This window comes from Vreelandella venusta (assembly GCF_015689495.1).
Classification (GTDB): domain Bacteria; phylum Pseudomonadota; class Gammaproteobacteria; order Pseudomonadales; family Halomonadaceae; genus Vreelandella; species Vreelandella venusta.
In genome coordinates, this window is record NZ_CP065135.1 from 1 (window position 1) to 24,942 (window position 24,942).

20 protein-coding genes are annotated in these 24,942 nt (G+C 51.2%); 12 read left to right on the forward strand and 8 right to left on the reverse strand.

Annotated features, from left to right (window positions below; all coding sequences use genetic code 11):
- The 4 genes from dnaA (at position 1) to gyrB (ending at position 6,294) form a co-directional block, all read left to right on the forward strand.
- Positions 1–1,467 (forward strand): chromosomal replication initiator protein DnaA, encoded by a 1,467-nt coding sequence (gene dnaA / locus IR195_RS00005; RefSeq protein WP_206048467.1) that lies wholly within the window; start codon positions 1–3, stop codon positions 1,465–1,467.
- Between the two features lie 55 nt (positions 1,468–1,522).
- A complete protein-coding gene (gene dnaN, locus IR195_RS00010) occupies positions 1,523–2,626 on the forward strand; it encodes a DNA polymerase III subunit beta (protein ID WP_125744654.1) in 1,104 nt (367 codons plus the stop codon).
- A 104-nt stretch (positions 2,627–2,730) separates the two neighbouring features.
- Entirely contained in the window at positions 2,731–3,834 is a 1,104-nt protein-coding gene (recF, locus tag IR195_RS00015; RefSeq protein ID WP_206048468.1) for a DNA replication/repair protein RecF, read from the forward strand.
- A gap of 39 nt (positions 3,835–3,873) precedes the next feature.
- Complete coding sequence (gyrB, locus tag IR195_RS00020) at positions 3,874–6,294, forward strand: DNA topoisomerase (ATP-hydrolyzing) subunit B (RefSeq protein ID WP_125744658.1); 2,421 nt, start codon at positions 3,874–3,876, stop codon at positions 6,292–6,294.
- A gap of 176 nt (positions 6,295–6,470) precedes the next feature.
- Here gyrB and gmhB read toward each other — a convergent pair whose 3' ends face one another.
- From gmhB to glyQ, 3 genes are all read right to left on the reverse strand, one after another.
- Positions 6,471–7,025 carry a D-glycero-beta-D-manno-heptose 1,7-bisphosphate 7-phosphatase gene (gene gmhB, locus IR195_RS00025; RefSeq protein WP_125744660.1) on the reverse strand — a complete coding sequence of 185 codons (555 nt, stop codon included), beginning with the start codon at positions 7,023–7,025 and terminating at the stop codon, positions 6,471–6,473.
- A 210-nt stretch (positions 7,026–7,235) separates the two neighbouring features.
- Positions 7,236–9,302 carry a glycine--tRNA ligase subunit beta gene (gene glyS, locus IR195_RS00030; RefSeq protein WP_206048469.1) on the reverse strand — a complete coding sequence of 689 codons (2,067 nt, stop codon included), beginning with the start codon at positions 9,300–9,302 and terminating at the stop codon, positions 7,236–7,238.
- Entirely contained in the window at positions 9,302–10,273 is a 972-nt protein-coding gene (gene glyQ, locus IR195_RS00035) for a glycine--tRNA ligase subunit alpha (RefSeq protein ID WP_125744664.1), read from the reverse strand. The genes glyS and glyQ overlap by 1 nt, the downstream gene beginning before the upstream one ends.
- Before the next feature lie 110 nt (positions 10,274–10,383).
- Between glyQ and rfaD the strand changes: the two genes are divergently transcribed.
- Together rfaD and waaF are read left to right on the forward strand one after the other, a co-directional pair.
- The gene (gene rfaD / locus IR195_RS00040) at positions 10,384–11,340 is read left to right on the forward strand and encodes an ADP-glyceromanno-heptose 6-epimerase (RefSeq protein WP_146942195.1); all 957 of its coding nucleotides are present in this window, start codon (positions 10,384–10,386) and stop codon (positions 11,338–11,340) included.
- Positions 11,333–12,379 carry a lipopolysaccharide heptosyltransferase II gene (gene waaF / locus IR195_RS00045; protein WP_206048470.1) on the forward strand — a complete coding sequence of 349 codons (1,047 nt, stop codon included), beginning with the start codon at positions 11,333–11,335 and terminating at the stop codon, positions 12,377–12,379. Before rfaD ends, waaF begins: the two co-directional genes overlap by 8 nt.
- On the opposite strand, the gene IR195_RS00050 is transcribed toward waaF, so the two are convergent.
- Complete coding sequence (locus IR195_RS00050) at positions 12,369–14,027, reverse strand: sulfatase-like hydrolase/transferase (RefSeq protein WP_206048471.1); 1,659 nt, start codon at positions 14,025–14,027, stop codon at positions 12,369–12,371. The genes waaF and IR195_RS00050 overlap by 11 nt on opposite strands.
- A 135-nt stretch (positions 14,028–14,162) precedes the next feature.
- The gene (locus IR195_RS00055) at positions 14,163–14,915 is read right to left on the reverse strand and encodes a glycosyltransferase family 2 protein (protein WP_206048472.1); all 753 of its coding nucleotides are present in this window, start codon (positions 14,913–14,915) and stop codon (positions 14,163–14,165) included.
- 77 nt (positions 14,916–14,992) lie between these two features.
- Here IR195_RS00055 and IR195_RS00060 point away from each other — a divergent pair, with 77 nt between their 5' ends.
- The gene (locus tag IR195_RS00060; RefSeq protein ID WP_206048473.1) at positions 14,993–16,024 is read left to right on the forward strand and encodes a glycosyltransferase family 4 protein; all 1,032 of its coding nucleotides are present in this window, start codon (positions 14,993–14,995) and stop codon (positions 16,022–16,024) included.
- Entirely contained in the window at positions 16,021–16,935 is a 915-nt protein-coding gene (locus IR195_RS00065; protein ID WP_206048474.1) for a glycosyltransferase family 9 protein, read from the forward strand. Before IR195_RS00060 ends, IR195_RS00065 begins: the two co-directional genes overlap by 4 nt.
- 3 nt (positions 16,936–16,938) lie before the next feature.
- Here the strand turns inward: IR195_RS00065 and IR195_RS00070 are convergent, their stop codons facing one another.
- Complete coding sequence (locus tag IR195_RS00070) at positions 16,939–17,730, reverse strand: 3-deoxy-D-manno-octulosonic acid kinase (RefSeq protein WP_206048475.1); 792 nt, start codon at positions 17,728–17,730, stop codon at positions 16,939–16,941.
- Between IR195_RS00070 and IR195_RS00075 the strand changes: the two genes are divergently transcribed.
- The 3 genes from IR195_RS00075 to waaA are packed head-to-tail and all read left to right on the forward strand — an operon-like array spanning position 17,729 to position 21,535.
- A complete protein-coding gene (locus IR195_RS00075) occupies positions 17,729–18,826 on the forward strand; it encodes a glycosyltransferase family 9 protein (RefSeq protein ID WP_206048476.1) in 1,098 nt (365 codons plus the stop codon). The two genes, IR195_RS00070 and IR195_RS00075, sit on opposite strands and share 2 nt — an antisense overlap.
- Positions 18,816–20,246, forward strand: a complete 1,431-nt coding sequence (hldE, locus tag IR195_RS00080) for a bifunctional D-glycero-beta-D-manno-heptose-7-phosphate kinase/D-glycero-beta-D-manno-heptose 1-phosphate adenylyltransferase HldE (protein WP_206048477.1) — start codon at positions 18,816–18,818, stop codon at positions 20,244–20,246. The genes IR195_RS00075 and hldE overlap by 11 nt, the downstream gene beginning before the upstream one ends.
- Entirely contained in the window at positions 20,246–21,535 is a 1,290-nt protein-coding gene (waaA, locus tag IR195_RS00085) for a lipid IV(A) 3-deoxy-D-manno-octulosonic acid transferase (RefSeq protein WP_206048478.1), read from the forward strand. Before hldE ends, waaA begins: the two co-directional genes overlap by 1 nt.
- On the opposite strand, the gene rpiA is transcribed toward waaA, so the two are convergent.
- Positions 21,527–22,201 (reverse strand): ribose-5-phosphate isomerase RpiA, encoded by a 675-nt coding sequence (gene rpiA / locus IR195_RS00090; protein ID WP_206048479.1) that lies wholly within the window; start codon positions 22,199–22,201, stop codon positions 21,527–21,529. The genes waaA and rpiA overlap by 9 nt on opposite strands.
- A 170-nt stretch (positions 22,202–22,371) precedes the next feature.
- Here rpiA and ilvA point away from each other — a divergent pair, with 170 nt between their 5' ends.
- The gene (gene ilvA, locus IR195_RS00095) at positions 22,372–23,886 is read left to right on the forward strand and encodes a threonine ammonia-lyase, biosynthetic (protein ID WP_125744689.1); all 1,515 of its coding nucleotides are present in this window, start codon (positions 22,372–22,374) and stop codon (positions 23,884–23,886) included.
- A gap of 412 nt (positions 23,887–24,298) precedes the next feature.
- On the opposite strand, the gene IR195_RS00100 is transcribed toward ilvA, so the two are convergent.
- Positions 24,299–24,931 carry a 5-formyltetrahydrofolate cyclo-ligase gene (locus IR195_RS00100; RefSeq protein ID WP_125744691.1) on the reverse strand — a complete coding sequence of 211 codons (633 nt, stop codon included), beginning with the start codon at positions 24,929–24,931 and terminating at the stop codon, positions 24,299–24,301.
- Positions 24,932–24,942: the final 11 nt, after the last annotated feature.

Genomic DNA, 24,942 nt, shown 5'->3' on the forward strand with positions numbered 1-24,942 from the left:
GTGTCACTCGCGCTTTGGCAACAGTGCCTGGACTACCTGCAGGACGAACTGAATTCACAGCAGTTCAATACCTGGATACGTCCGCTGCAGGCAGAAGAAGGAGAGACCAATGAGCTACGCTTGTTGGCGCCGAATCGCTTTGTGCGCGACTGGGTGAGTGATAAGTATTCAAAGCGTATCAGCGAACTGATGCGCGAGCTTGCGCCATCCAAGCCTCCTAAAGTCAGTTTGACAGTAGGTAGCCGCCGTGTGGCAGCACCTGCCCCGCAGCCAAGAGACTTGGGTAATCCCGTCTCAGCATCTCCCTCAAGGCAAGCATCGCCTGCGGTTCATACGCCGCCAAGAGGGGATATTGCCGATGAGCGAGAAATTGATCAGCTACGGGAGGAGTCACCAAGTCGGCGAGGTAATGAGCGCCAGGTACAGGTTGAAGGCAGCCTAAAACATGGCAGCGGGCTAAACCCTAATTTTACCTTCGATACTTTTGTTGAAGGTAAATCGAACCAGCTCGCTCGTGCGGCATCTCGTCAGGTATCTGAAAATCCTGGCGGAGCCTATAACCCACTGTTTTTATACGGTGGCGTTGGTTTAGGTAAAACACACTTGATGCACGCTGTCGGTAATGCCCTGGCTGGCCGGCGTGAAAATGCCCGAGTGGTGTATCTACACTCTGAGCGCTTTGTCGCGGATATGGTGAAAGCACTGCAGTTAAATGCGATTAACGATTTCAAGCGTTTCTATCGCAGCGTTGATGCACTACTTATTGATGATATTCAGTTTTTTGCTGGAAAAGAGCGTTCCCAGGAAGAGTTCTTCCACACCTTTAATGCATTATTAGAGGGTGGACAGCAAATGATACTTACCTCTGACCGCTACCCAAAAGAGATTAGTGGTGTAGAGGAGCGTCTGAAATCGCGCTTTGGCTGGGGGCTGACTGTGGCTATTGAGCCGCCAGAGCTTGAAACCCGTGTAGCGATTTTAATGAAAAAAGCCGATCAGGCGAAAGTTGATCTCCCGCACGACGCTGCCTTCTTTATTGCTCAAAAGATTCGCTCAAACGTCCGCGAGCTTGAAGGGGCGTTGAAAAAGGTGATTGCAGATTCGCATTTCATGGGGAAAACCATTACCCAGGAATTTATTCGCGAATCGCTTAAAGACCTGTTAGCGCTTCAAGATAAACAGGTAGGTGTTGATAATATTCAACGAACGGTTGCCGAATATTACAAAATTAAAGTTGCCGATCTGCTTTCTAAGCGTCGCTCTCGTTCCGTCGCACGGCCAAGGCAAGTTGCTATGGCGCTAGCGAAAGAGCTAACAAATCACAGCTTGCCGGAAATAGGTGATGCCTTTGGTGGCCGTGATCACACGACCGTGTTGCACGCTTGCCGGAAGGTAAAAGCGCTGCAAGAGGAAAATGCGGATATTCGTGAAGATTACAAGAATCTTCTTCGCCTGCTAACTAGTTAACCGTTATCGTTTGGGCCTGCGCTGTGGGCCTTTCAGGATAGAAACCGGAGTACCGATGAAATTTACTATTTCCCGAGAGGCGCTGCTTCGCCCGCTGACTCTGGTGGCGGGCGTAGTCGAACGGCGCCAAACGCTACCAGTACTTTCTAATGTACTGATCCAGGTAGAAGGGGATCAGGTAGCATTAACCGGTACCGATCTAGAAGTAGAGCTAGTAGGCCGTACTGTGGCGAGCCAAGTTGATCAACAGGGCGCAGCCACGGTTCCTGCTCGTAAGCTAATGGATATCTGTAAATCGTTGCCAGATCAGTCTGAGATTCAGCTGGCGGTAGAAGAGGGGCGTGCCGTACTGCGTAGTGGTCGTTCGCGCTTTACGCTGTCAACGCTGCCCGTTGCAGAATTTCCAAATATTGAAGATGCTGATGGTAGTCAGGAACTTAGTGTGCCCAGAGGGACATTGAAGCACCTGATTGAGTCAACGTCTTTTGCAATGGCTCAGCAGGATGTACGTTATTATCTGAACGGCATGCTAATCGAAATTCAAAGTAATTTGCTGCGCACCGTTGCCACTGATGGGCACCGCTTAGCTATGTGCTCACGGCCTATCGATTGTGTTGTTGACCAAGCGCAAAAGCTAATCGTACCGCGTAAAGGTATTCTAGAGCTTTCTCGCTTGTTGGACGATAGTGATGAGCCGGTAAGCCTTACTCTGGGCTCGACCCATGTCCGTGCTCATACCGGTGACTTTACGTTTACTTCTAAGTTGATTGACGGAAAATTTCCTGACTACGAGCGCGTAGTGCCGCGCAATGGCGATAAAGTATTAATCGCTGAGCGTGCTGAATTGCGCCAGGTGCTTTCACGTACTGCTATTCTCTCGAATGAGAAATATCGTGGTGTGCGGCTGTACCTTGAGGAGAACAACCTTAAAGTGATGGCCAATAACCCTGAACAGGAAGAAGCCGAAGAGAATGTGGCCGTTGAGTATAATGGTGGTGCTATGGAGGTTGGCTTTAACGTAGGTTACTTGGTAGACGTGCTTTCGGTACTGAATGAAGAGCGGGTGCAGATGACGCTGGCAGATCCCAATAGCAGTGCGCTGTTAGAGGAGCCAGGCGGTGGTGATGCGCTTTATGTTGTTATGCCGATGCGGCTATAACTGCGATAAGTGGTTAAAGAGGGCGGCGCTTCTGATGGCAGAAGCGCCGTTTTCGCGTTTTAAAGGATGGCAGGTTTTATGCTCTTATTCGCTGGCAGTTGTTAATGAGTGTGTCTCGATTAAATCTTCAGGGACTGCGTAATTTAGCGCCAGTTGAGATGTGCCCTGCCTCCCGTATTAATGTGATATACGGCGTTAATGGCAGTGGTAAAACTAGCCTGCTGGAAGGTATTCATATTTTAGGAATGGGGCGCTCTTTTCGGACTCGGCAGCTTAAACATGCTATACAGTCTGAGGCGCCCTATATGACGCTCTACGGGCGTTTAGCGGGAGACCCAGAGGTTACGCTTGGTGTGAGAAGGATGCGCGCTCAGCGCGAGCTAGAGCTACGTTTGCGTGGAGAGAAAGGCGTCCGCTTGGCCGAGCTGGTCGAAGCTATGCCGTTGCAACTCATAAATCCAGATGCCTTTCGCCTTCTCGAAGGATCGCCTGCGGGCCGCAGAGAGTTTTTGGATTGGGGAGTGTTTCACGTGAAACACTCCTTTCTCGACGCATGGAGACGAACGCGTCGCGCGGTGAAACATCGGAATGCACTCCTTAGGCGTGGTAGAATAGTCCCAAGCGAAATAGCGGTATGGGAGTATGAGTTAGCTACCTGGGGGGAGCAGATGGACGCACTCCGGCAGGCATGGTTCAGCGAGTTCTTACCGGTATTCGACGAGACCTTAAAAGAACTGATCTCTCTACCCGGTTTAACGCTTCGTTATGCAAGAGGCTGGGATAAGCAGCGCGATCTCGCGGATGTTTTGCAGGATAGCCGCCAAGCGGATCAGCAGATGGGTTTTACCCAACAGGGGCCGCAGCGAGCAGACTTGCGAATCAGGTTAAACAAGCAGCCTGCTGTTGAAGTCCTTTCCAGAGGCCAGCAAAAGCTGGTGGTTAGTGCATTAAAGCTTGCCCAGGGGCGGCTTCTGGAAAGTACCACACAACGACACTGCATTTACTTAATCGACGATTTACCCGCGGAGCTAGATAGCACGCACCAAGGTCGGTTCTGTAGTTTGCTCGAAAAAATGCAGTGTCAGGCATTTATTACAAGCGTCGAACCCTCCGCGCTTCGTGGTATATGGAAACCCTCAACAGATGTTGGGATGTTTCACGTGAAACACTCCAATTTAGGGTTAAGCCAATTACTGCCGGGCGGGTAGACGACACGGAACGAGACAGACTTCACGACGGAGTGGTCAATGAGCGAGCAGGCTTACGATTCATCAAGCATTAAGGTGCTCAAAGGGCTAGACGCAGTACGCAAGCGCCCAGGCATGTATATCGGCGATACCGACGACGGCACCGGGTTGCACCACATGGTTTTCGAGCTGGTGGATAACTCCATCGATGAAGCTCTGGCAGGTCACTGTAGTGAAATTCGTGTGGTTATCCACCCGGATGAATCAGTAACGGTGAGTGATAATGGCCGTGGTATTCCCACTGAGTTACATGAAGGCGAAGGCGTCTCAGCAGCAGAAGTTATCATGACGGTGCTGCACGCTGGCGGAAAATTCGATGATAACTCATATAAAGTATCTGGCGGTCTACACGGTGTAGGGGTGTCGGTTGTTAACGCGCTTTCAGAAGAGCTGCGGCTAACCATCTGGCGTCAAGGGGAAGTGTTTGAGCAAGTCTACCAACACGGTGTACCTCAAGCGCCATTAGGTATTGTCGGTAAAACGGAAAAAAGTGGCACTCGTGTACATTTTCGTCCGTCACCGAATACGTTTGCGAATATCGAGTTTCACTACGATATTCTCGCTAAACGCCTGCGTGAACTTTCATTTTTGAACTCAGGCGTTGCTATCCGTTTAATGGATGAGCGTAGCGGCAAAGAGGAGCTGTTTCATTATGAAGGTGGTTTGAAAGCATTTGTTGACCATCTGAATAAAAATAAAACAGTTCTGAATCCTGTTTTTCACTTTAATGCTGTGCGAGAAGATGGTGTTGAAGTAGAAGTGGCGATGCAGTGGAGCGAGGCCTTCACGGAAAATATTTTCTGCTACACCAATAATATTCCTCAGCGAGATGGTGGAACCCACTTGGCGGGCTTTCGTGCCGCGCTTACGCGCACGCTTAACCACTACATCGAAGCTCAGGGGTTACTGAAAAAATCGAAGGTCAATACCTCGGGCGACGATGCTCGCGAAGGCTTGACCGCTATCATCTCTGTTAAAGTCCCCGACCCTAAGTTCTCGTCGCAAACTAAAGATAAGCTGGTTTCCAGCGAAGTTAAAACGGCGGTTGAGCAAGAAATGGGGCGGCTATTTGCTGACTATCTGATCGAGAAGCCAAACGAGGCTAAATCGATCGTTAACAAGATGCTAGATGCTGCACGGGCGCGAGAAGCCGCTCGTAAAGCACGGGATATGACTCGCCGTAAGGGCGCGCTCGATATTGCCGGACTACCTGGAAAACTTGCCGACTGCCAAGAGAAAGACCCCAGCCAATCAGAGCTTTATCTGGTGGAGGGTGACTCGGCTGGTGGCAGTGCTAAACAGGGGCGTGACCGTCGTACTCAGGCAATTTTGCCGCTGAAAGGTAAGATACTAAACGTTGAGAAAGCGCGTTTCGATAAGATGCTGTCATCAGCAGAAGTCGGCACGCTGATTACAGCGCTAGGCTGTGGTATCGGTCGCGAAGAGTTTAACCCAGATAAGCTACGTTACCATTCGGTCATTATTATGACGGATGCTGACGTTGACGGTTCGCACATCCGCACGTTATTGCTAACGTTCTTTTTCCGTCAGATGCCGGAGTTGATTGAGCGTGGTCACATCTTTATTGCTCAACCCCCACTTTATAAAATTAAGCGGGGTAAGCAAGAGCTCTACCTGAAAGATGAGCAAGCAATGACCGACTACCTGACCACTACCGCATTGGATGGGGCAGGGCTACATGTTAATGCTGATGCACCTGGCATCACCGGTTCGCAACTAGAGGCGCTGGTTACTCAGTACCGAAATGTGATGAAGCGAATTGACCGCCTTGCGCGTGTCTATCCCATTGCAGTGCTTAAGCAGGCTGTGTATGCAACGGCGCTTCAGGGTGAAGTCAGTCTCAAAGACCGTGTCACCATGGAAAATTGGATTGCTGAGTTACAGAAAGCAATGGATGACATGGTCGCCTATGAAGGCGGACCGCGTTACCAGTTCTATCTGCATGAAGATAGCGAGCGCGGTTTGCACTTGCCAGCGGTGTCTTTGATTGCCCACGGTGTTACAACGGAGTATGTGTGGGGGCTGGACTTCTTTGAGAGCACGGATTATCGAGCCATTACGGGCCTTGGTGAGACGTTAAACGGGTTACTAGAAGAAGGTGCTTATATTGCTCGTGGCGAGCGTCAGAAGCCAGTAACGCACTTCTCTGAAGTGCTGGCTTGGTTGATGCAAGAGGGACAGCGCGGGCTCTCTTTCCAGCGTTATAAAGGCCTGGGGGAAATGAACCCTGATCAGCTGTGGGAAACCACCATGGACCCTGATAGCCGTCGTATGCTGCGAGTAACCATTGAGGATGCGGTTGCAGCTGATATGATGTTCAACACCTTAATGGGGGATGAAGTTGAGCCTCGTCGTGATTTCATCGAGACGAATGCGCTCGTTGCTAATCTCGATGTGTGATGTGTTTATCAGCGTGTGTTTCACGTGAAACAGTGGGGCACTACGCACCGAACTAGGTACTAATGAACTCAGTTAGATGAAAAATATAACGCCGCGCCTGAATTAAATGGGCGCGGCGTTTTTATACGTGGCTAGATTAGAGATAGGGGAGGAAGGAGCGGAAGGAAGAAACCCTATTACTGCTGTTGGCATAGCCAATCCGTAAATGCCGCTAGATCTGGAAAAATAAGCGTGCTTTCAAGATTAGTATGTTTAGCTAGCGTTTGCTCTCCTTTGCCTGTTCGAACCAGTACTGAGTGACATCCTACTGATTCACCCGCTTCAAGATCTCGAAGGCTATCGCCGACCATCCAGCTGCCAGCGAGGCTCTCCATTGCTAATTGCTGCTGAATTTGCAAAAGCAATCCTGGTAAGGGTTTTCGGCAAGCGCATTGATCATCGGGGCCGTGAGGGCAGTACGCAATGTGGGCAATACGTCCACCTTTCGCCTCAACCAGTTCCGTTAAGCGCTCATGCATTGAATGGAGTGTTGCCTCATCGTAATAGCCACGTGCAATACCCGACTGATTGGTCGCTATTGCCACGCTATACCCCGCCTTGTTGAGTTGAACAATGGCATCGATTGCGGAAGGGTAGGGGATCCATTCTTCTAGTGATTTAATATAAGCATCGGAATCGTGATTAATGACGCCATCACGATCTAGTATCACCAGTTGGTTGGCCGAGATCATAAAGTTCCTTATTCGCACATCACTGTATTCTTATCGAGTAATGAGTACATAGTCATTGGCCAGTGTTTCACGTGAAACACATAGTCGGCGTAACACCGAGTTTAGTCTGATCGGGAGAGGCTAGACAAATAGGGTGGGCGAAAAAAGCCCGGCTTACGAGAGCCGGGCTTTGTTATTACCTGGGCGAACCGATAGCGGTGCCGCCGGTACTTATTGCGGTAGCTGAGAAATATCCGCCACCTCAAGGAATAGTGCTTGCAGGCTGGCAAGCAGTGCTAAGCGGTTATGGCGAACAGCATTGTCATCGGCCATGACCATTACCTGATCGAAAAAGGCATCGACAGGTTCACGTAGCGTTGCCAGCGCGTCTAGTGCCTGCTGGTAGTCGCCTGCTGAAAATAGCGGAGCCACTTGTTGCTGACTGGCCGCTACTGCATTGAACAACGTCTTCTCCGCGTCTTCCTGAAGCAGGCTCTGATCAACCTGGGTACTACCGTTGTGTTCTTGCTTGCTGAGGATATTAGAAACCCGCTTGTTCGCGGCAGCCAAAGCAGCGGCTTCTTCCCGTTGAGCAAAGGCTTTCACGGCACGTAAGCGGCGAGCAAAATCCAGCGGTTTAGTTACTGGACGAGCGCGTACTGCCAAGTACATTTCAGCACTAATGCCTTCTTCTTGGCCCCAGGCGCGGAAGCGGTCTAGCATGTAGGTCAAGACGTCTTCTACCAAGCCTTCTGCCTTGGGCAGGCCTTGGTGCTGTTCAGCGGCTACGCTGAGCAACTCACGAAGGTCTAAATTAAGCTGACCTTTAACCAGAATGTTTAACACACCAATAGAAGCACGGCGCAGAGCAAACGGATCCTTTGCGCCGGTTGGGCGTTGGCCAATGCCAAAGATACCCACCAGGGTATCTAGACGGTCAGCCAATGCGAGCGCTTGGCCTACAAGGCTTTGTGGAATGTCGTCATTGGCAAAGCGGGGCAGGTACTGCTCTTCTAATGCCTGGGCAACGTCAGCTGGCTCACCATCCTGGTCGGCATAATAGCGGCCCATGATGCCCTGAAGCTCTGGGAATTCGAGTACCATCTCGGTGACCAGATCACACTTGGCAAGTGCCACTGCGCGCTGGGCATGGCTCACATCTGCATTAATGTGCTCGGCAATATAGGTCGCTACGGCGGTGCTGCGACGCGCCTTGTCAGCCAACGTACCTAACTGTTGTTGGAATACCACGCTTTCCAACTGAGGAATACGTGAGGCAAGAGTACGTTTCCGGTCAGTTTCGTAGAAGAAGGCCGCGTCGGCCAGGCGTGGGCGAATGACCTTTTCATTGCCGGAAATCACCTGTTGCGGATCAGTGCTGTCGATGTTCGAAATAGTAATGAACAGCGGTTTCAGCTTGCCTTGGTCATCCAATAGGTGAAAGTACTTTTGGTTAGCCTTCATGGACGAGATCAAGCACTCGGCGGGCACTTCCAAAAAGCGTTCATCGAAGCTGCCGGTTAATGCGACTGGCCACTCGACCAACCCGCTGACTTCTACTAACAGCTCTTCGTCGATGACAGCACTGGCTTCTTGAACCTCAGCTTCCGCTAATACCTGTTCACGGATGCGTTCGCGGCGCCGCTGGCGATCGGCTAGGACGTAGGCATTTTCCAGTACGGCTAGGTAGTCATCGGCATGTTGAAGCTGTATGGCATCTGGCGCATGGAAGCGGTGGCCAAAGGTCGTACGGCTAGCCTGAAGGCCAAGCGCTTCTGCGGCAATAACGTCGCTACCATACAGGGCAACCAGCCAGTGAACAGGTCGGGAAAACTCAACGCGTGACGATCCCCAGCGCATATTTTTAGGCACTGGTAGTGACTGTAGCGTTTTGCCAATCATCTCTGGCAGCAGCGCTTGTACAGTCTCGCCTTGCTGCTGTTCGCGGAAACCAAGCCAAGTACCTTTATCGGTTTCTAAATGAATCAGCTCATCAACGCTGACGCCGCAAGAGCGCGCGAAACCTTCGGCTGCTTTGGTGGGCACACCGTCTTTGAATGCAGCGGCTAGAGCAGGACCACGACGCTCAACCTCACGGTCAGGCTGCTTGTCTGCAAGCCCGGTAACCTGCACTGCTAAACGGCGAGGCGTTGCGTAAGCGGCGATGCTTTGGAAAGAAAACTCGGCTTCTTGTAGGCCTTTTTCGATGCCGGCTGAAAATGCATCGGAAAGAGTATCTAGCGCAGCGGGAGGAAGCTCTTCGGCACCTAGTTCTAATAGAAGTGTGTCAACAGCCATTATGCGTCTCCCTGGTCAGCGAGTGGTTCTTGTAACAGTTCGCGGCGTAGGGCTTCGGGCGCCATTGGGAATCCTTCTGCTTTACGAGACTCAAAATAGGCGGTAGCAACATTTCGTGCCATGGTGCGAACGCGCAGAATGAAACGTTGACGTTCGGTCACGGAAATCGCATGACGAGCATCTAACAGGTTAAACGTATGGGATGCTTTCAGAACTTGCTCGTAGGCAGGCAGCGGCAGATTGGCTACCAGGAGCTTGCTGCACTCTTTTTCCTGGTGGTCAAAGGCGGCAAATAGCTGCTCAACATCAGCATGCTCAAAATTATACGCCGACTGTTCACGCTCATTCTGAAGATAAACATCTCCATAGCTGACCTTGCTGCCGTCGGGGGCGATGGCCCATACCAGGTCATATACGCTATCGACGTTTTGCAGGTACATGGCGAGACGCTCAAGCCCGTAGGTGAGCTCGCCAGTAACGGGGTAACATTCAATGCCGCCTGCCTGCTGGAAATAAGTAAACTGCGTGACTTCCATGCCGTTGAGCCATACTTCCCAACCAAGGCCCCAGGCACCCAGGGTAGGGGATTCCCAGTTATCTTCCACGAAGCGCACGTCATGGACGAGAGGATCGAGCCCCAGGCGCTTTAATGAGCCTAAATAGAGATCCTGCAGATTGCTGGGCGATGGTTTCATTACCACCTGAAACTGGTAATAGTGCTGTAGGCGGTTGGGGTTTTCACCGTAGCGGCCGTCTGTCGGACGACGGGAAGGCTGCACATAGGCCGCGTTCCAGGTTTCTGGACCAATTGCTCGTAGGAAGGTGGCAGGGTGGAAGGTGCCCGCGCCGACTTCCATATCGAGAGGTTGGAGAATGACACAGCCCTGTTCTGCCCAGTATTGTTGCAGAGCAAGGATCAAGCCTTGAAAGGTCGACACATCGGGTGTCGATTGGTTTGTCGAGACACTCATCGCGGAAAGCACCGTTGGCCATGAATTCATAGGCCGTCAAGTATACAATCACAGAGAGATAGGTTATAGGCACGTTAGCCAACAGAGCCGCTTTTGGTAAGGAGAACGAGATGATCGTTGTAACAGGCGGGGCCGGTTTTATCGGCGCCAATATTGTCAAAGCGCTGAACGCTCGTGGCCGCGATGATGTGATGGTGGTTGATGACCTACGTGACGGCACTAAGTTCGTCAATTTAGCTGACTGCACGCTGGCAGATTATCTGGATAAAGATGATTTTCTAGCGCGAATTAAAGCTGCATTGCGAGGTGAGTCAGTCGATTTGCCGACCATTGATGCTATTTTCCATGAGGGTGCGTGCTCCGATACGACGGAGTGGGATGGGCACTACATGATGGAGAATAACTTCGAGTACTCAAAAGTGCTGCTTAACTACTGTGAAGCGTTAGGCATTCCATTTTTATACGCATCATCAGCAGCTACTTATGGCGGTAGTGAGGTGTTTAAAGAGGCGCCTGAGCACGAAAAGCCGCTCAACGTCTATGGCTACTCTAAGCTGCTGTTTGATCAGCACGTGCGCTCTCGCTGGGATGAGTTGACGACACAAGTAGTTGGCTTTCGCTACTTCAATGTTTATGGCCCCCGTGAACAACATAAGGGCAAGATGGCGAGTGTGGCCTACCATAACCATTTACAAATTCGCAATGGTGAAACGTTAAAGCTGTTTGGGGCGTACGGCGGTTATGAGGCGGGCATGCAGAGTCGCGACTTCGTTTTCGTTGGCGATGTGGTCGATGTCAATCTGTGGTTCTTAGATAATCCTCATGCGTCCGGTATTTTTAATCTGGGCACCGGTCGGGCAGAGCCATTCAAAGCTATTGGTGAGGCTGTCATTGGCTTTTATGGGCAGGGTGAAATTGACTACATACCTTTTCCTGAAGAACTAAAAGGACGCTATCAAAGTTACACTCGTGCAGATATCAGCAATCTGCGTGCTTCTGGTTGCGATGTTGAGTTCAAAACCGTTGCACAGGGTGTGAAAGCCTACTTGGAGTGGCTAAATGGCTAACTCTGCCAAGCGCATATTGGTGGTCGGCCCTTCGTGGGTCGGCGATATGGTGATGGCGCAAAGCCTGTTTATGACCTTGAAAAACCGTCACCCAGGGGCAACCCTTGGGGTGGTCGCTCCTGAATGGTCACAACCTATTCTAGAGCGTATGCCTGAGGTAGACGAGGTGCTTCCATTGGCAGTGGGGCATGGTGAATTTGGTCTTGCCAGCCGTCGTGAGCTGGCTGTCCGCTTACGAGGACGCTTTGATCGTGCCATTGTTCTGCCACGCTCTTGGAAAGCGGCGCTAGTTCCCTTTATGGCGCGTATTCCCGAGCGTATCGGCTTTTTAGGTGAGCACCGTTACGGCTTATTGAAAGAGCGCCGCAAGCTGGATAAGCAGGTATTGGATCAAACGGTTAAGCGATTTGTTTCGCTGGGCCTTCCACTGGAAGAAGCTATCCAAGGCGAGTTTGAGATCCCTACACCACGTTTAACAATTGATCGAAATAATTTGGTCAATTTACGCCTTGCTCACGCGCTATCGTCACGTCCCGCTATCGGTATGATGCCCGGAGCGGAGTACGGGCCCGCTAAACAGTGGCCGTTAGACTATTTCCATGCATTAGCAGTGCAACTGGTTAAGGATGGGTTTGAGGTGCGTGTGCTTGGCGGGCCGAAAGATCATGCCGCTGGAGAAAGCATTGTTAAGGGATTGCCCCACGCGCATAACTTATGCGGCAAAACCCAATTGGCGGATGCGGTAGACTTGTTGGCAGACTGCCGTCAGGTGGTTACCAACGATTCGGGCTTAATGCACGTTGCCGCCGCGGTAGGCGTGCGTATTCACGCTTTATACGGCTCTTCATCGCCTAGATATACCCCACCCTTAACCGACAATGCTGCCATTCACTATTTGGCGCTTTCCTGCTCACCTTGCTTTAAGCGTACCTGCCCGCTGGGGCATACCAACTGTCTGAATGATTTAGGTGTAGAGCAAGTGTATCGAGCGATGAGAGTCGATAGTCAGCGTGCTAACGGCGCTAACGTTAGCGTATAATCTCGACTTCATCAGCCTGATCAGCAGGCGTTTCTATGACCTGTTGGTCGGCGCTTGTTTGGGGTGCGCGCCGTTGAGGGGTTAGTCCTTCCCAAAGACGGTGCTGTAATGCGGTCTCTTCCCGGAGCCGCTCGTTAAGCACCTCAAGCCCATGCGTTTCAACCAGCGTTGGTTGACTGCTAAGTAGAGATGCTCCAAGCCCTGCACGGTTACCGCTCAGGGGGAGATCCATAGCATCCAAAATAGTCGGGAATACGTCTAACATTGTCGCTCCCCGACGCACCGTCAACGGCGTGATGTCTGCGCCCAGCATGATCAGCGTATTGTCTCGCTCTAGTGTTGTCAGCTGATCCCAAACGGATACTCGCATCGTAAGGTGGTCGCTGAGCACGACAACCAATGTATTTTCGAGCAGGCCTTCTTGTTCAAGACGCTCAATAAGGTCACGTGCCTGGCTTGCTGAACATTTCACCGAATATAAGATATCTTGACCATCGAATTCGCCCTGACGGTCTATACATGTCTGGGAGGGAAAGCCATTAGGGGCGTGACCAGCAATGCTGAGATTCACCACTGCCCATGGGCCGTCATCTTGCTCACTTAAGCGACGAATCTCATCCACAGTAAAATCGTAAAGCGTATCATCGTATAGACCCCAGCTATTTAGGTACTCTGGATCCTCGAGTTCCGCTGACAGCTCTTCCTTGCCCTTTACCGTATCAAACTGATGGCCGCGATAGAAAAGCCCCTTACCAGCAAATTGAGCACTCGCTCCACCCAAATAGCTAAGTCGATAGCCTTGAGCCGCTAGCACATCACCCAGGCAATCGACGCCGGGAACTACTTTGGAAAGCGGCTCGAACTGGCTGTCGTGCAAAAGTCCCGCAGGCATCAGCGGCACGCCACACTGGCTAGCAATCATGCCCGCCATGGTCCAGCCGGTGTTTTCCATTTGTTGAATACCTTCAAAGACCAGCCCGCGTTCGCCTAACGCGGTTAAGTCAGCATAAGCATCACCAAATAGTTCATTGCTATACGTACGCTCAATGCTTTCCAGGTACATGACCAGCAGGTTTGGCGCATTAGCATTAGCTTGAGTGACCGTAGGCGGCGGCACGTAACGGCGATCTAGCCAGGCACCATCATCCGTTACGATGGCTGCGCTGCGCTGCCCTAAGCCGTAAAGCATTGGATTTGCGGCCAATAAGAGGAGGGCAACGAAGCGATCAGTGAGCCGCCATCGCTGATCATGCCGAGTGATCCAGGTAACGGATGCCAGCACTGCGATGACGCTCACTGTGTAAATAACGGCAGTGATCATTTTTTCAGCACCGCCATGTTCGGCCATGCCCGCCTGAAGGTGGAAAAACACCGCACCTAAATCAACGTTGCCAAAGCTATCGGCTAAGTAGACATAAATGCCTAGTAAGCTGAGCGGTGCCAGCGACCAAGGCCACATCGGGCGGTAGCGGGCGTTTTGCGGTGCTCCCCAGCGCAACTTGATACCACAACCTAGCCACACGGCGGCTGTGAAAAATAGTGTCCACCAAGGTAGCCGAGTAAGCACGGTGAGGGCATAGCCAAGACAGATGCCGATCACGAGCAGTGGCAACCATGGAGTAAGTTTGAGTGACCTTAGTGCTGGCATGCGTCTCCCGAAACGAGTGTTGATAGAGTAAAGAAATACGGACGCATATTGATCACAAGATCAGGTGAGAGACTGCCCGGTAGTAGAGATATCTTTAGTGATATCAACACGTCGTAATAGAAAATTTACAGCGTATTATAGGCGGTTATTAGCATTATTTTTGGCATATTTCCAAAAAACGCCATTTGCATTAGCCACAGATATAGTCAGCCCACGCCAGCCATCCAGTATGCCGAGGCGCAAAAAATAAGTGCGTATAAATGCGTAAAGTGCTTTGAGAAATATCAGCGCAAAAGGATAGTGCTTGAGTTTTTTGGATGATGCGCGAAGGTCTGAATAGCGATTTATCTTATCAAGGAACTGAGCGAGGTCGTTAACGGCAAGGTGTTCAATTTTTCCATTAAGCCGAGAAACTTCTGTATTTTTTGCTAAGCTCACTGACTCATGAACAGCGGCATCATTAAAGTTACCTGTGTTACGGTTAAACAGTCGAATTAACCAGTCATTTCCCCAGCCAGAGTGGCGAACGGGTTTACCCAGCATCCAGTTTTCGCGCAATATTTTGCCAGCTTGCTGAGGTGTTGCAGTGGCTACCCAGTCATTAATCGCAGCGTTTAGCTCTTTTGTTGGCGCTTCGTCAGCATCTATTGAGAAGATCCAGTCATATTTTGCTAACGATACGGCAGCACGCTTGGTAGGGCCAAAGCCTAAAAATTCACCATGGTGTAATGTTGTATTGGAGTAGGCTTGTACAATGCTACATGTGTCGTCTGTGGAGCCGTTGTCATATACCACGACATCGTCATAGCACGTCAAGGCGTCTAGTGTTCGGCTAAGTGTCGCGGCCGCATTGCGAGTAATGATAACGACGCTCACATCCATAGACATTTATTCACACCCTGCTCTGGTGGTTGGTAGATACAGTACTATACCAGGGTGATGGCAACGATTTGTATGAGGGCAATTTGCATATTATTCACGTTAACCTTGCCAAAGGTTTTCGCGGTGGAGAACGCCAGACAGCGCTGCTAATTCAAGCCTTGCAACGGCATGTAGGTCAGCAAACGCTGGTATGCAGAAAAGATTCTCCATTGCGTAATGAGCTTCAATGCATTGAGAACTTAAGGTTCGTGGATGCTAACCAGCAGATTGCTGGGCATAGGCAAGCTGGCCGCGCATCGATAGTGCATGCTCATGAAGCTAAAGCGGTGCACTGGGCGTGGTTGCATAAGCGTATATACGGTACACCCTATGTGGTGACTCGCCGAGTGGATACACCCATTAAAGATAAATGGGTGAATCGACTGTTCTATCGTGATGCGGATCGCTGTGTCGCTATTTCATCGATTATTCGACAACAGCTATCACACTGGAGTAAGAGTGAAGTATTGACGATTCCTAGTGCGATGACGGGATTTACCGCGGACGCCCAAGTCGCTGCTGGTTTTCGTGCCAGCTATCCAGACCGCTTTATTGTCGGCCATATAGGTGCGCTAGTTGATCGTCACAAAGGTCAGCGGATATTGCTTGAGGCCGCGGCGCGATTACAGCATAGCTATCCTGAAGTGCTGTGCGTTTTTTTTGGCCGAGGTGAAGACGAGGATGAGCTTCGCTTGGAAAGCAGTCACTTAAAAAATGTTGTATGGGCTGGCTTTAAGCCTAATATTGGTGATTTTATTCCAGCGCTGGATCTGTTTGTTTTTCCATCTCGCAATGAGGGGCTAGGGTCAGTCCTTCTAGATGTTATGGATGCAAACGTGCCTATTGTTGCTAGTAATGTTGGCGGCATTCCTGATTTAATTAAGCATGGTGAGACAGGTTTTTTAGTAACTCCAGGAAGTAGTGAGGAAGTCGAGGACTGGATAATCAAACTAGCAAAAAACAAACCGATGAGAGAGTCTGCTGTTGAGAATGCACGCCTTCTTTTAGAGACTTATAGTAAAGAAAGAATGGCTGAAAGTTATCTCGATGTCTATAAAGGAATTGTTTTTAAATGAACGACTTTTTAAAAGTTAAATGCATCGCTATATTTTTACATAATAGGCCTTTTTTTGGTGCATATGTAGTTCATATTCCTTTTTTAGTCGCTGTTAAGGAAAGGTATCCAAATGCTAAATTGGTGGGTATCTCTAAAAATTCAGGGGCAGACTTCCTAGTTGAAGCAGGTTTTTTAAACGAGCTTGAAGCGATTGACGGCTTTAGCACCACCAGCTTAAGTAGGAAATATAATTTCGATATTGGTTTTAACTTGCGTCCCTCTAGTATTGGGACCTCACTTCAAATGTTGAAGCTGCGAATTCCTTATAGAATAGGATTTAAAAAATTTGGAGCGTTTTATACACACTCGCTACCTCTTGATGTAACTACCTACAGAGCAGACCTTTTCTTGTCCCTTCTAGGAGTATCATCAACATTAGATATTACTCCCTGTTTGAAAAAACAGATTGAATCTGATGAAGTGTTAAACAATAAAATTGTACTTGCTCCCGGTGCTGGGGGAGAAGAAAAAAAATGGTCACTTGCTAATTATATTCAGCTAGCAAGAAAAATTTCTGAGTTAAGATCAGAAAAAATTGTTTTCCTCACAGGGCCTAAAGAAGAAGAGGAAAAGAGCATCCTTGAGAAAGAAGGATTTTCTGTTATGCATAGTCCTGATGTAACTACTCTTTTTAGATTGATAAATAGCTGCAAAATATTTATCAGTAACGATTGTGGCCCCTCGCACGTTGCTCATATAGCGGGTGTTAATCAAGTTGTTGTTTTTAAAGAATATTTACCTGAGTGGTTTCTTGAGAGAGATAACAGTAGTTATGTTTCATCACAAACAGATCTTTCATCAATTACTCCGAACGAACTAATAGAGTGCGTAGCGAAAATCCTCGCGTGTGATGTTAGCGCTGAAAAATAAAGGTTAACGGCTATAACCTTTTAATATGGCGGGCAGCGCATAATGACAATGGAATTTTTTTAGCGACCTTGCTAGGCGGTTTACATTGTGCTCCTGCCACTTGCCTGGTGGTCGTAGACGGCAGCGGTCCAGATCAATCAGCCAGGGCTCGCCATGGGGGTCGACCAAGATATTGCGCGCATTTAGATCAACATGATCAAGGCCTGCTTGATGGAAGCGTTTGATCATTGCGCCAACGCGCTGAAGTAACGTCTCATCTGCTTCCCCTGCCGCTAATAAGCTAGCCAGCGCCTGAGCGCCTGGAATCCTAACGGTGATAAGCGCTGCTTCATACGTAGGGCCGTAACGCATAACACAGCAGGCAACGGGGCGCGGCACTGGCAGTCCCAGGTCATACAGCTCAGCGTTTAAGCGCAGCTCGTGAAACGCGCGGGTGCGCTCTTCACCCAGCCACAGGTAGCGTTTCTCGCTTAGCTTGGCGATCAATCCGCCGCGGCGATAAGGGCGCAATACCCACTGCTCTGAATCACTGGCCTTTAAGAAGAAACTGCTACCCCTCCCTGGTGCTTCCCCGACGATTAAATTACGCTCACGCCAATAGTCCTGATGAAAAAGCTCAGGATGAAGTGGGTGTGACTGCCCTTGAGACTTCCCTTGAGACTGTTGTTGTGATTGATGTTGAGATCCATGTTGCGATCGTTGTTGCGACAGTTGGTGTGACGTGGCAGCGTCACTTAAACTGTCTACATCATGTAAAATCAGCCAATTTCTTTGCCGGAGTGCCGCTAAGCGCATGAAGCCCTCTCTGCCTGCTCAACCTAACCATATTGCCATTTTGCGCCTCTCCGCGTTGGGAGATGTGTGCAATCTTGTGCCCACGGTGCGTGCGTTACAGCGCCAATGGCCGCACGCTCGCATTACCTGGATAATCGGCAAGGGGGAGCACAGTTTACTGGCGGGGCTTTCTGGGGTCGAGTTTGTTGTCTATGACAAGTCCACCGGTCTTGCGGGCATGCGTGCCCTGTGGAAAGAGCTTTCCGACACTCGCTTTGATGTACTGCTGCACATGCAGCAAGCGATACGCGCCAGCGTGCTTTCGCTTGGCCTCAAGGCCAATGTACGAGTGGGCTATGATAAGGCGCGTGCCAAAGACGCTCAGCACTGGTTTACACAGCATCAGCTTGCGCCGCATCCAAACGCCCATGTGTTGGAGTCGTTTATGGACTTTGCTCGCTTGCTCGGCGTAGAAGACGATCGATTGGAATGGAATCTGGCCGTACCACCGCTGGCCTATGAAGAAGCCCGAGGGGTTAGTGGCGATACGCCATATCTGGTCATTAATCCTTGCAGCAACGCACGGCTGCGCAATTTCCGCAATTGGTCGGTGGAAGGCTATGCCAGCGTGATTGAACATGCTTGGGTACACCATGGTCTGAAGAGCGTGTTGACCGGTGGGGGGAGTTCATTAGAGCGAGAAATCGGCGATCAAATTGAGGCGCTATGCCAACCGGATAGCGTTATTAATGCTATCGGCGGTACGTCGCTCAAAGGCGTACTGGCGTTGATTGACAATGCTCGTGCGGTCATTGCCCCCGACACGGGGCCGGCGCATATGGGGAATGCTATGGGTACGCCCACACTTGGCCTCTATGCGACCACCAACCCCCAGCGTGCCGCGCCTTATTGTTGGCGGGATTTTGCGGTCAATGCTTATCCCGAAGCGGTTCGCACGTATCTGAATAAATCCGTCGATGAGGTTAGCTGGGGACAGCGAGTACGCCATGCGGATGCCATGGATTTGATCAAAGCGGACGACGTGATTGCTAAGTTAGACACGCTGCTGGCGTATACCGCAGTGCAGCCAACAACAGGACCTTCGGATGAGAGTTGATTTAACCGCCCTGGAACATGCTCGCGTATTGGTGGTGGGGGATGTGATGCTCGACCGCTATTGGCATGGTGGCACGTCGCGCATTTCACCCGAAGCACCGGTGCCGGTGGTGCGTGTCGAAGAGGCTGATGATCGTCCCGGTGGCGCAGCGAACGTGGCACTCAATGTGGCCTCTCTGGGCGGCCACATTGCCCTGGCAGGTGTCGTAGGAGAGGATGAGAATGCCGAGCTGCTGACGTCGCGTTTGGCTTCGTCGAATGTGAGTACTTACTTTCAGCAAAGCCCAGAGATACCAACGATTACCAAGCTGCGTGTGATGAGTCGTAATCAACAGCTACTGCGATTGGATTTTGAGCAGCGTCTTGATGGAGTCGATACCACCGCTCTGCTGGAGCAGGTCGAAAAAGCGCTGCCTGATTGCGATGTGGTGATTCTTTCCGACTACGGTAAAGGAACGCTTAACCAGGTCGAGATGCTGATTCAGATGGCGCGCGCTTTCGGCAAGCGAGTGCTGGTCGATCCGAAAGGCCAAGATTTTAGTAAGTATCGTGGGGCGAGTTTGATTACGCCTAACTTAACCGAGTTTGAAGCGGTGGTTGGTCACTGTGCCAACGACGATGTTCTTGCCCAACGCGGAGAAGCGTTGCGCGCTGAGCTTGAGTTAGAAGCGCTGCTGATCACTCGTAGCGAAAAAGGTATGACGCTTATTCGCGAAGGCCACGCACCGCTCCATTTACCCACCCGAGCCCAGGAAGTGTTCGACGTGACTGGCGCAGGCGATACCGTGATTGGCCTGATGGGGCTCGCGCTGGCATCAGGCCATGCATTGCCAGAAGCGATGATGCTGGCCAACTTGGGGGCGGGCTTAGTGGTCGCTAAACCAGGCACGGCGACGCTCTCGATAGCCGAGCTCTACACCGCGCTACACGGCGACAAGCTGGCTGAGTTTGGGATGATTGACCAAGCCCCGCTGGTCGACGCTGTGCGTGCTGCCCAGCTGCGTGGCGAGCGCGTGGTAATGACCAATGGCTGCTTTGATATTCTTCATGCAGGACACGTGGCCTACTTGGAACAAGCCAAACGCCTGGGGGATCGCCTCATTGTTGCGGTGAATGATGATGCCTCTATTGGTCGTTTGAAAGGTCCGAAACGGCCAATCAATCCGCTTAACCGCCGCATGCAAGTACTGGCTGGGTTAGGCGCTGTCGATTGGGTTGTGCCATTTAGTGACGATACTCCCCAAGCGCTAATTGAAGCCGTTTTGCCGGATATTTTGGTGAAAGGTGGCGATTACCGCCCTGAAGATATTGCAGGAGGGGAGGCCGTTATCGCCAACGGTGGCGATGTAAAAGTACTTGGCTTTGAAGATGGCGTATCGACCACCGCAATGATTAGCTCCATCCTGGATCGCGAGGGCTAATGGCGTCGCCGATTTGGCCTCGGCTTGTTTATTCAGCGGTGCTCTATATGTTGTCGCCGCTGATTGGCTGGCGCATCTGGCGTGAGCAAGTACTTACTTACTCGCGCTTGCAGCGGCTTGGTATGCGTTTGGGTAAGCTCCCCTCTGGGCCGCGAATTTGGTTGCACTGCGCCTCGGTGGGGGAAGTGCGTGCTGCCCGTCCGCTAATAGAGGGATTGCTGGCGCGTTATCCTCAGCACAGCCTGTTGCTGACCACAATGACCGCGACGGGGGCTCACCAGGCTCAGGCGCTAATCGGTGAGCAAATCGAGCCGGATCAGGGAAGGCTTGCTCACTGCTTTCTTCCTCTGGATTTTCCGGGATCGGCCAAGCGCTTTATTACCAACGTGCAGCCAGCTCTTGCCATTCTGTTTGAAACCGAACTGTGGCCCAACCTGCTGCACGCTTGTCACCAACAAGCAGTACCTGTCGCGGTCGTCAATGGGCGGTTATCGCCACGAGCCTTTACACGCTATCAGCGCTTGCGTTCGTTAATGGCGAGTGCACTAGCTAATGTCACCTGGCTGGCTGCTAAATCTGCCCAAGATGCCGAGCGCTTTCAGGCACTGGGTTGCCGCGCAGCAGTAATTCAGGTCGTTGGATCGTTAAAATTTGAGGTACCTTCTCAAGAAAAGGCTCTAAAGGAGAGTGAGTACTTACTTCAAGTCTGGAGCTCGCGCCCAGTGTGGGTGGCAGGATCCACCCGCGACGGGGAAGAAGCACTGCTGTTGGAGGCTCACCGTCAGCTATTGAAGCGCTTTCCAACAGCGTTATTGGTATTGGTGCCGCGACACCCGCAGCGTTTTGACGAAGTGGCCAAGCTGTGTTCCCAAGGCGGCTGGGCACTCAGCCGTCGCAGCCAGCAGCAGGCCGTGACGCCACAAACGCAGGTTTACCTGGGGGATACGCTAGGTGAGCTGGCAACGCTGTATGCCGCAGGGCATGTGGCCTATGTTGGCGGTAGTTTGGTGCCGTTGGGCGGGCACAACGTAGTGGAGCCTGCGGCGCTGGGCAAACCAGTGCTCTGCGGCCCTTCTCTCGACAACTTTAGCGATGTGGCTGAGCCGCTATTAGCGGTAGGCGCGTTAAGTGTGGTGGAAACACCCGATGCCTTGGCCGATGCGCTGGCCGAGTGGCTGGCAACGCCATCATTTGCGCTGCAAGTTGGGCAGGCTGGGCGAGAGGTCGTTGAAGCCCATCGAGGCGCATTGAAGCGCACGCTCGATGGGCTTAGCCAGTGGTTAACGTAATGTGGTTCGTTCCACGCCGTCTGCTTTGCCTAATAGCAGTACATCAGCGCCGCGCTGGGCGAATAAACCGTTGGTAACGACGCCGACAATGGCATTTATACGCGCTTCCATGGAGGCTGGGTCGTCGATCATAAAGTCAAAGCAGTCGATAATTTGATTGCCATTATCGGTGACCACGCCTTGTCGATAGACGGGGTCTGCCCCCAGTTTGACCAGCTCCCGAGCGACGTAAGAGCGTGCCATCGGAATCACTTCTACCGGTAGCGGGAAGTTGCCCAGTTGGCTAACGTATTTCGAACCGTCGGCAATGCAAATAAATTGCTTGGCGCAGGCGGCAACGATTTTTTCCCGTGTTAGGGCAGCGCCACCCCCTTTAATCATTTGTAAGTTAGCGTTTACTTCGTCTGCACCGTCGATATAAAAGGGGACGTCGCCAACATTGTTCAGCTCGAATACCTCAATGCCCAGCGCCTGTAGGCGCTTAGCACTGGCTTCTGAACTGGCAACGGCACCTTTAAAACGGTCTCTAAGCGGGCCCAAACGATCAATAAACAGGTTCGCTGTTGAGCCTGTGCCAATACCTAGCACGGTCTCTTTTTCGAGATGAGGCTCAATTTCTTTAACCGCAGCATCCGCTACGGCCGCTTTCAATTCATCTTGGGTCATCATATTTTCCTGCGTCAGGGTTAGGCAGTGTTCCCTAGTATAACGGCCTTAGCGCCCACTGCCGATGGAAACGCCGCTAGACGACGCTAGACGACGCTAGGCGTAATCTGCTACCAATAAAGGCTTTGCTCTCTCCCGTTAGGGTCACGTTATTTTTTTGGGATTCCCGCATGCTCGAAGCAACCGTCAAAAAGATCCTCCAAGCCCGCGTTTATGAAGCCGCTTGTGAGACCCCCATTTCACCCGCTCCCTTTTTGTCGCGTCGTTTCAATAACCAAATTTTGATTAAGCGCGAAGATCTTCAGCCAGTGTTTTCTTTCAAGATTCGTGGTGCTTACAACAAAATGGCCCAGCTAACTGAAGAGCAGAAGGCCAAGGGCGTGATTGCTGCGTCGGCGGGGAATCATGCCCAGGGGTTGGCCATGGCAGCCAAACTGATGGGCGTGAAAGCGGTTATTGTGATGCCACGTATTACGCCCGATATTAAGGTTCAGGCTGTACGCGCCCGCGGTGCTAAGGTTATTTTGAAAGGTGATGCATTTGCTGCTGCTGCTGAGCATGCTCAAGAATTGATTAAAGAGCATGGCTATACCTATATTCCGCCGTTTGATGATATCGATGTGGTCGCTGGCCAGGGCACTATTGGGGTTGAAATTCTGCGTCAGCACAGCGGCCGTCTAGATGCTATTTTTGTTCCTGTCGGTGGCGGCGGCTTAATTGCAGGCGTTGCGGCGTATGTGAAATACCTGCGCCCAGATATCAAAATCATTGGCGTAGAAGCCGAAGATAGTGCCTGTTTAAAAGCCGCGCTAGAAGCCGGGGAGCGGGTCGTACTGGATCAAGTTGGTGTGTTCGCGGAAGGTGTCGCCGTCGCACAAATCGGTGAGGTGCCCTTTTCTTTAGTGCGTGACTTAATCGACGACGTTATCACGGTGAATACCGATGAGATGTGCGCTGCGGTGAAGGATATCTTTGATGATACCCGTGCCGTGGCAGAAACGTCTGGGGCGCTTTCGCTAGCTGGCCTGAAGAAGTATGTGCAGCAAACAGGAGCTGAAGGCGAGACGTTGCTATGTATTAACTCCGGCGCCAATACCAACTTTGATCGCTTGCAACATATTGCGGAACGCACCGAGCTAGGGGAGCAGCGTGAAGCGATCTTGGCGGTGACCATTGCAGAAAACCCAGGTAGTTTTAAAAAGTTTTGCCGCACGCTGGGTAAGCGTATGGTCACCGAATTCAGCTATCGCTATGCAGATAATAGCGAGGCCCATATCTTTGTGGGGATACAAGTTAAACCAGGTGGTGAAGACCGCCAGGCGGTGATTGATAAGCTGCGTGAAGCTGGCTATCAGGTTGAAGATTTGACCGACAATGAGTTGGCGAAGCTGCATATTCGCCACCTGAGTGGTGGCCGGCCTAGCGAGCGCTTTGAAGAAGAGCTCTACCGCTTTGAATTTCCTGAGCGCCCTGGTGCACTAATGAACTTTTTAACTCAGCTACCCCATGATTGGAATATTTCACTGTTCCACTACCGAAATCATGGTGCTGCCTACGGTCGTGTATTGGTCGGTATGCAAGTGCCGAGCAGTGATCAAACCCATGTTGCAGAGTACTTAGATGCGATTGGTTACCGCTATTGGTTGGAGAGTGATAACCCTGCTTATAAGCTCTTCATGGCGTAAAGAATTGTAAGTGCTTACTAACCCACGGAAGTAGAGCTGTTAAGAACAGTGAGTTTTTGAAAGCGTTTAAATGTGCGTTAAAAATAGCACTGAAAGCGGTTGTCAGCTCTCCTCCATAGCCCTATAGTCGTGGGCGAAATTAATGCGGTGTGTCATCTATTAAGAAACATTGTGTAGATGACGCATTACGGACATTTGGCAACCGAGAAAGACGTTGGAGACGAGGCATGCGGCGTAAAAAGCCTGATATGGTGATGGCGCTAACAGTGGTGTTTTTACTTGGGGTACTCGCGACTGGATACGCGCAAGCGCTATCGGGGAGTTAACTTACTAAGTTGATCACAGCGCTTTCAGCGTAAATGCTGCGCCAAACTAGTCGAGGTTGATATTTAAAACGGGCTGATCTTGATGATCAGCCCGTTTTCGTTGGTCGAATAACCTTTGTGTCACTAGCGATCACGTTCAACGGAATATCCCAAGGTTCGATGGGTAGAGCATCCACCTGCTGGCAGGCGTGAGCCACGCCTATGAGTGTCGGCGCTGGCCCTTGGTGGCGCATAAAAGCGAGGCTGCGATCGTAGAAACCACCTCCCATACCCATGCGGTTGGCTTGCTTATCAAATCCTACCAGCGGAACAATAAGCGTATCTAGCGCCCAAGCCGGCAGGCGATTGCGCCTATCGGCGGCAAACCGTGAGCAGGGCTCTGCGATGCCAAAACGGTTTTTAACCATGGGGGTGGACTCGCGATAGGCAACAAACCAAAGGCGATTAGTCGAAAACGGGCGCAATACCGGTAAGTAAATACTTACTTTTCGCTGGCGAAGCCAAGGTATCAATGGTGTCGGGTCTATCTCGCCGTTAACCGGTAAGTAAAGGCTAATGCGTTTCGCGCGACGAATTTCAGGCAGCCTTTTAAGGCGCTGGCAAAGCGCGGCAGCGGCTTGTTTTTGCTGATTCAAGGAGAGGGTGCGGCGTCTGCGTCTAAGCTCACGGCGAAGCGCAATTTTATCGCCGAATGTACTGCGATCCGCAGTATCGTTCATAACGAGCTACT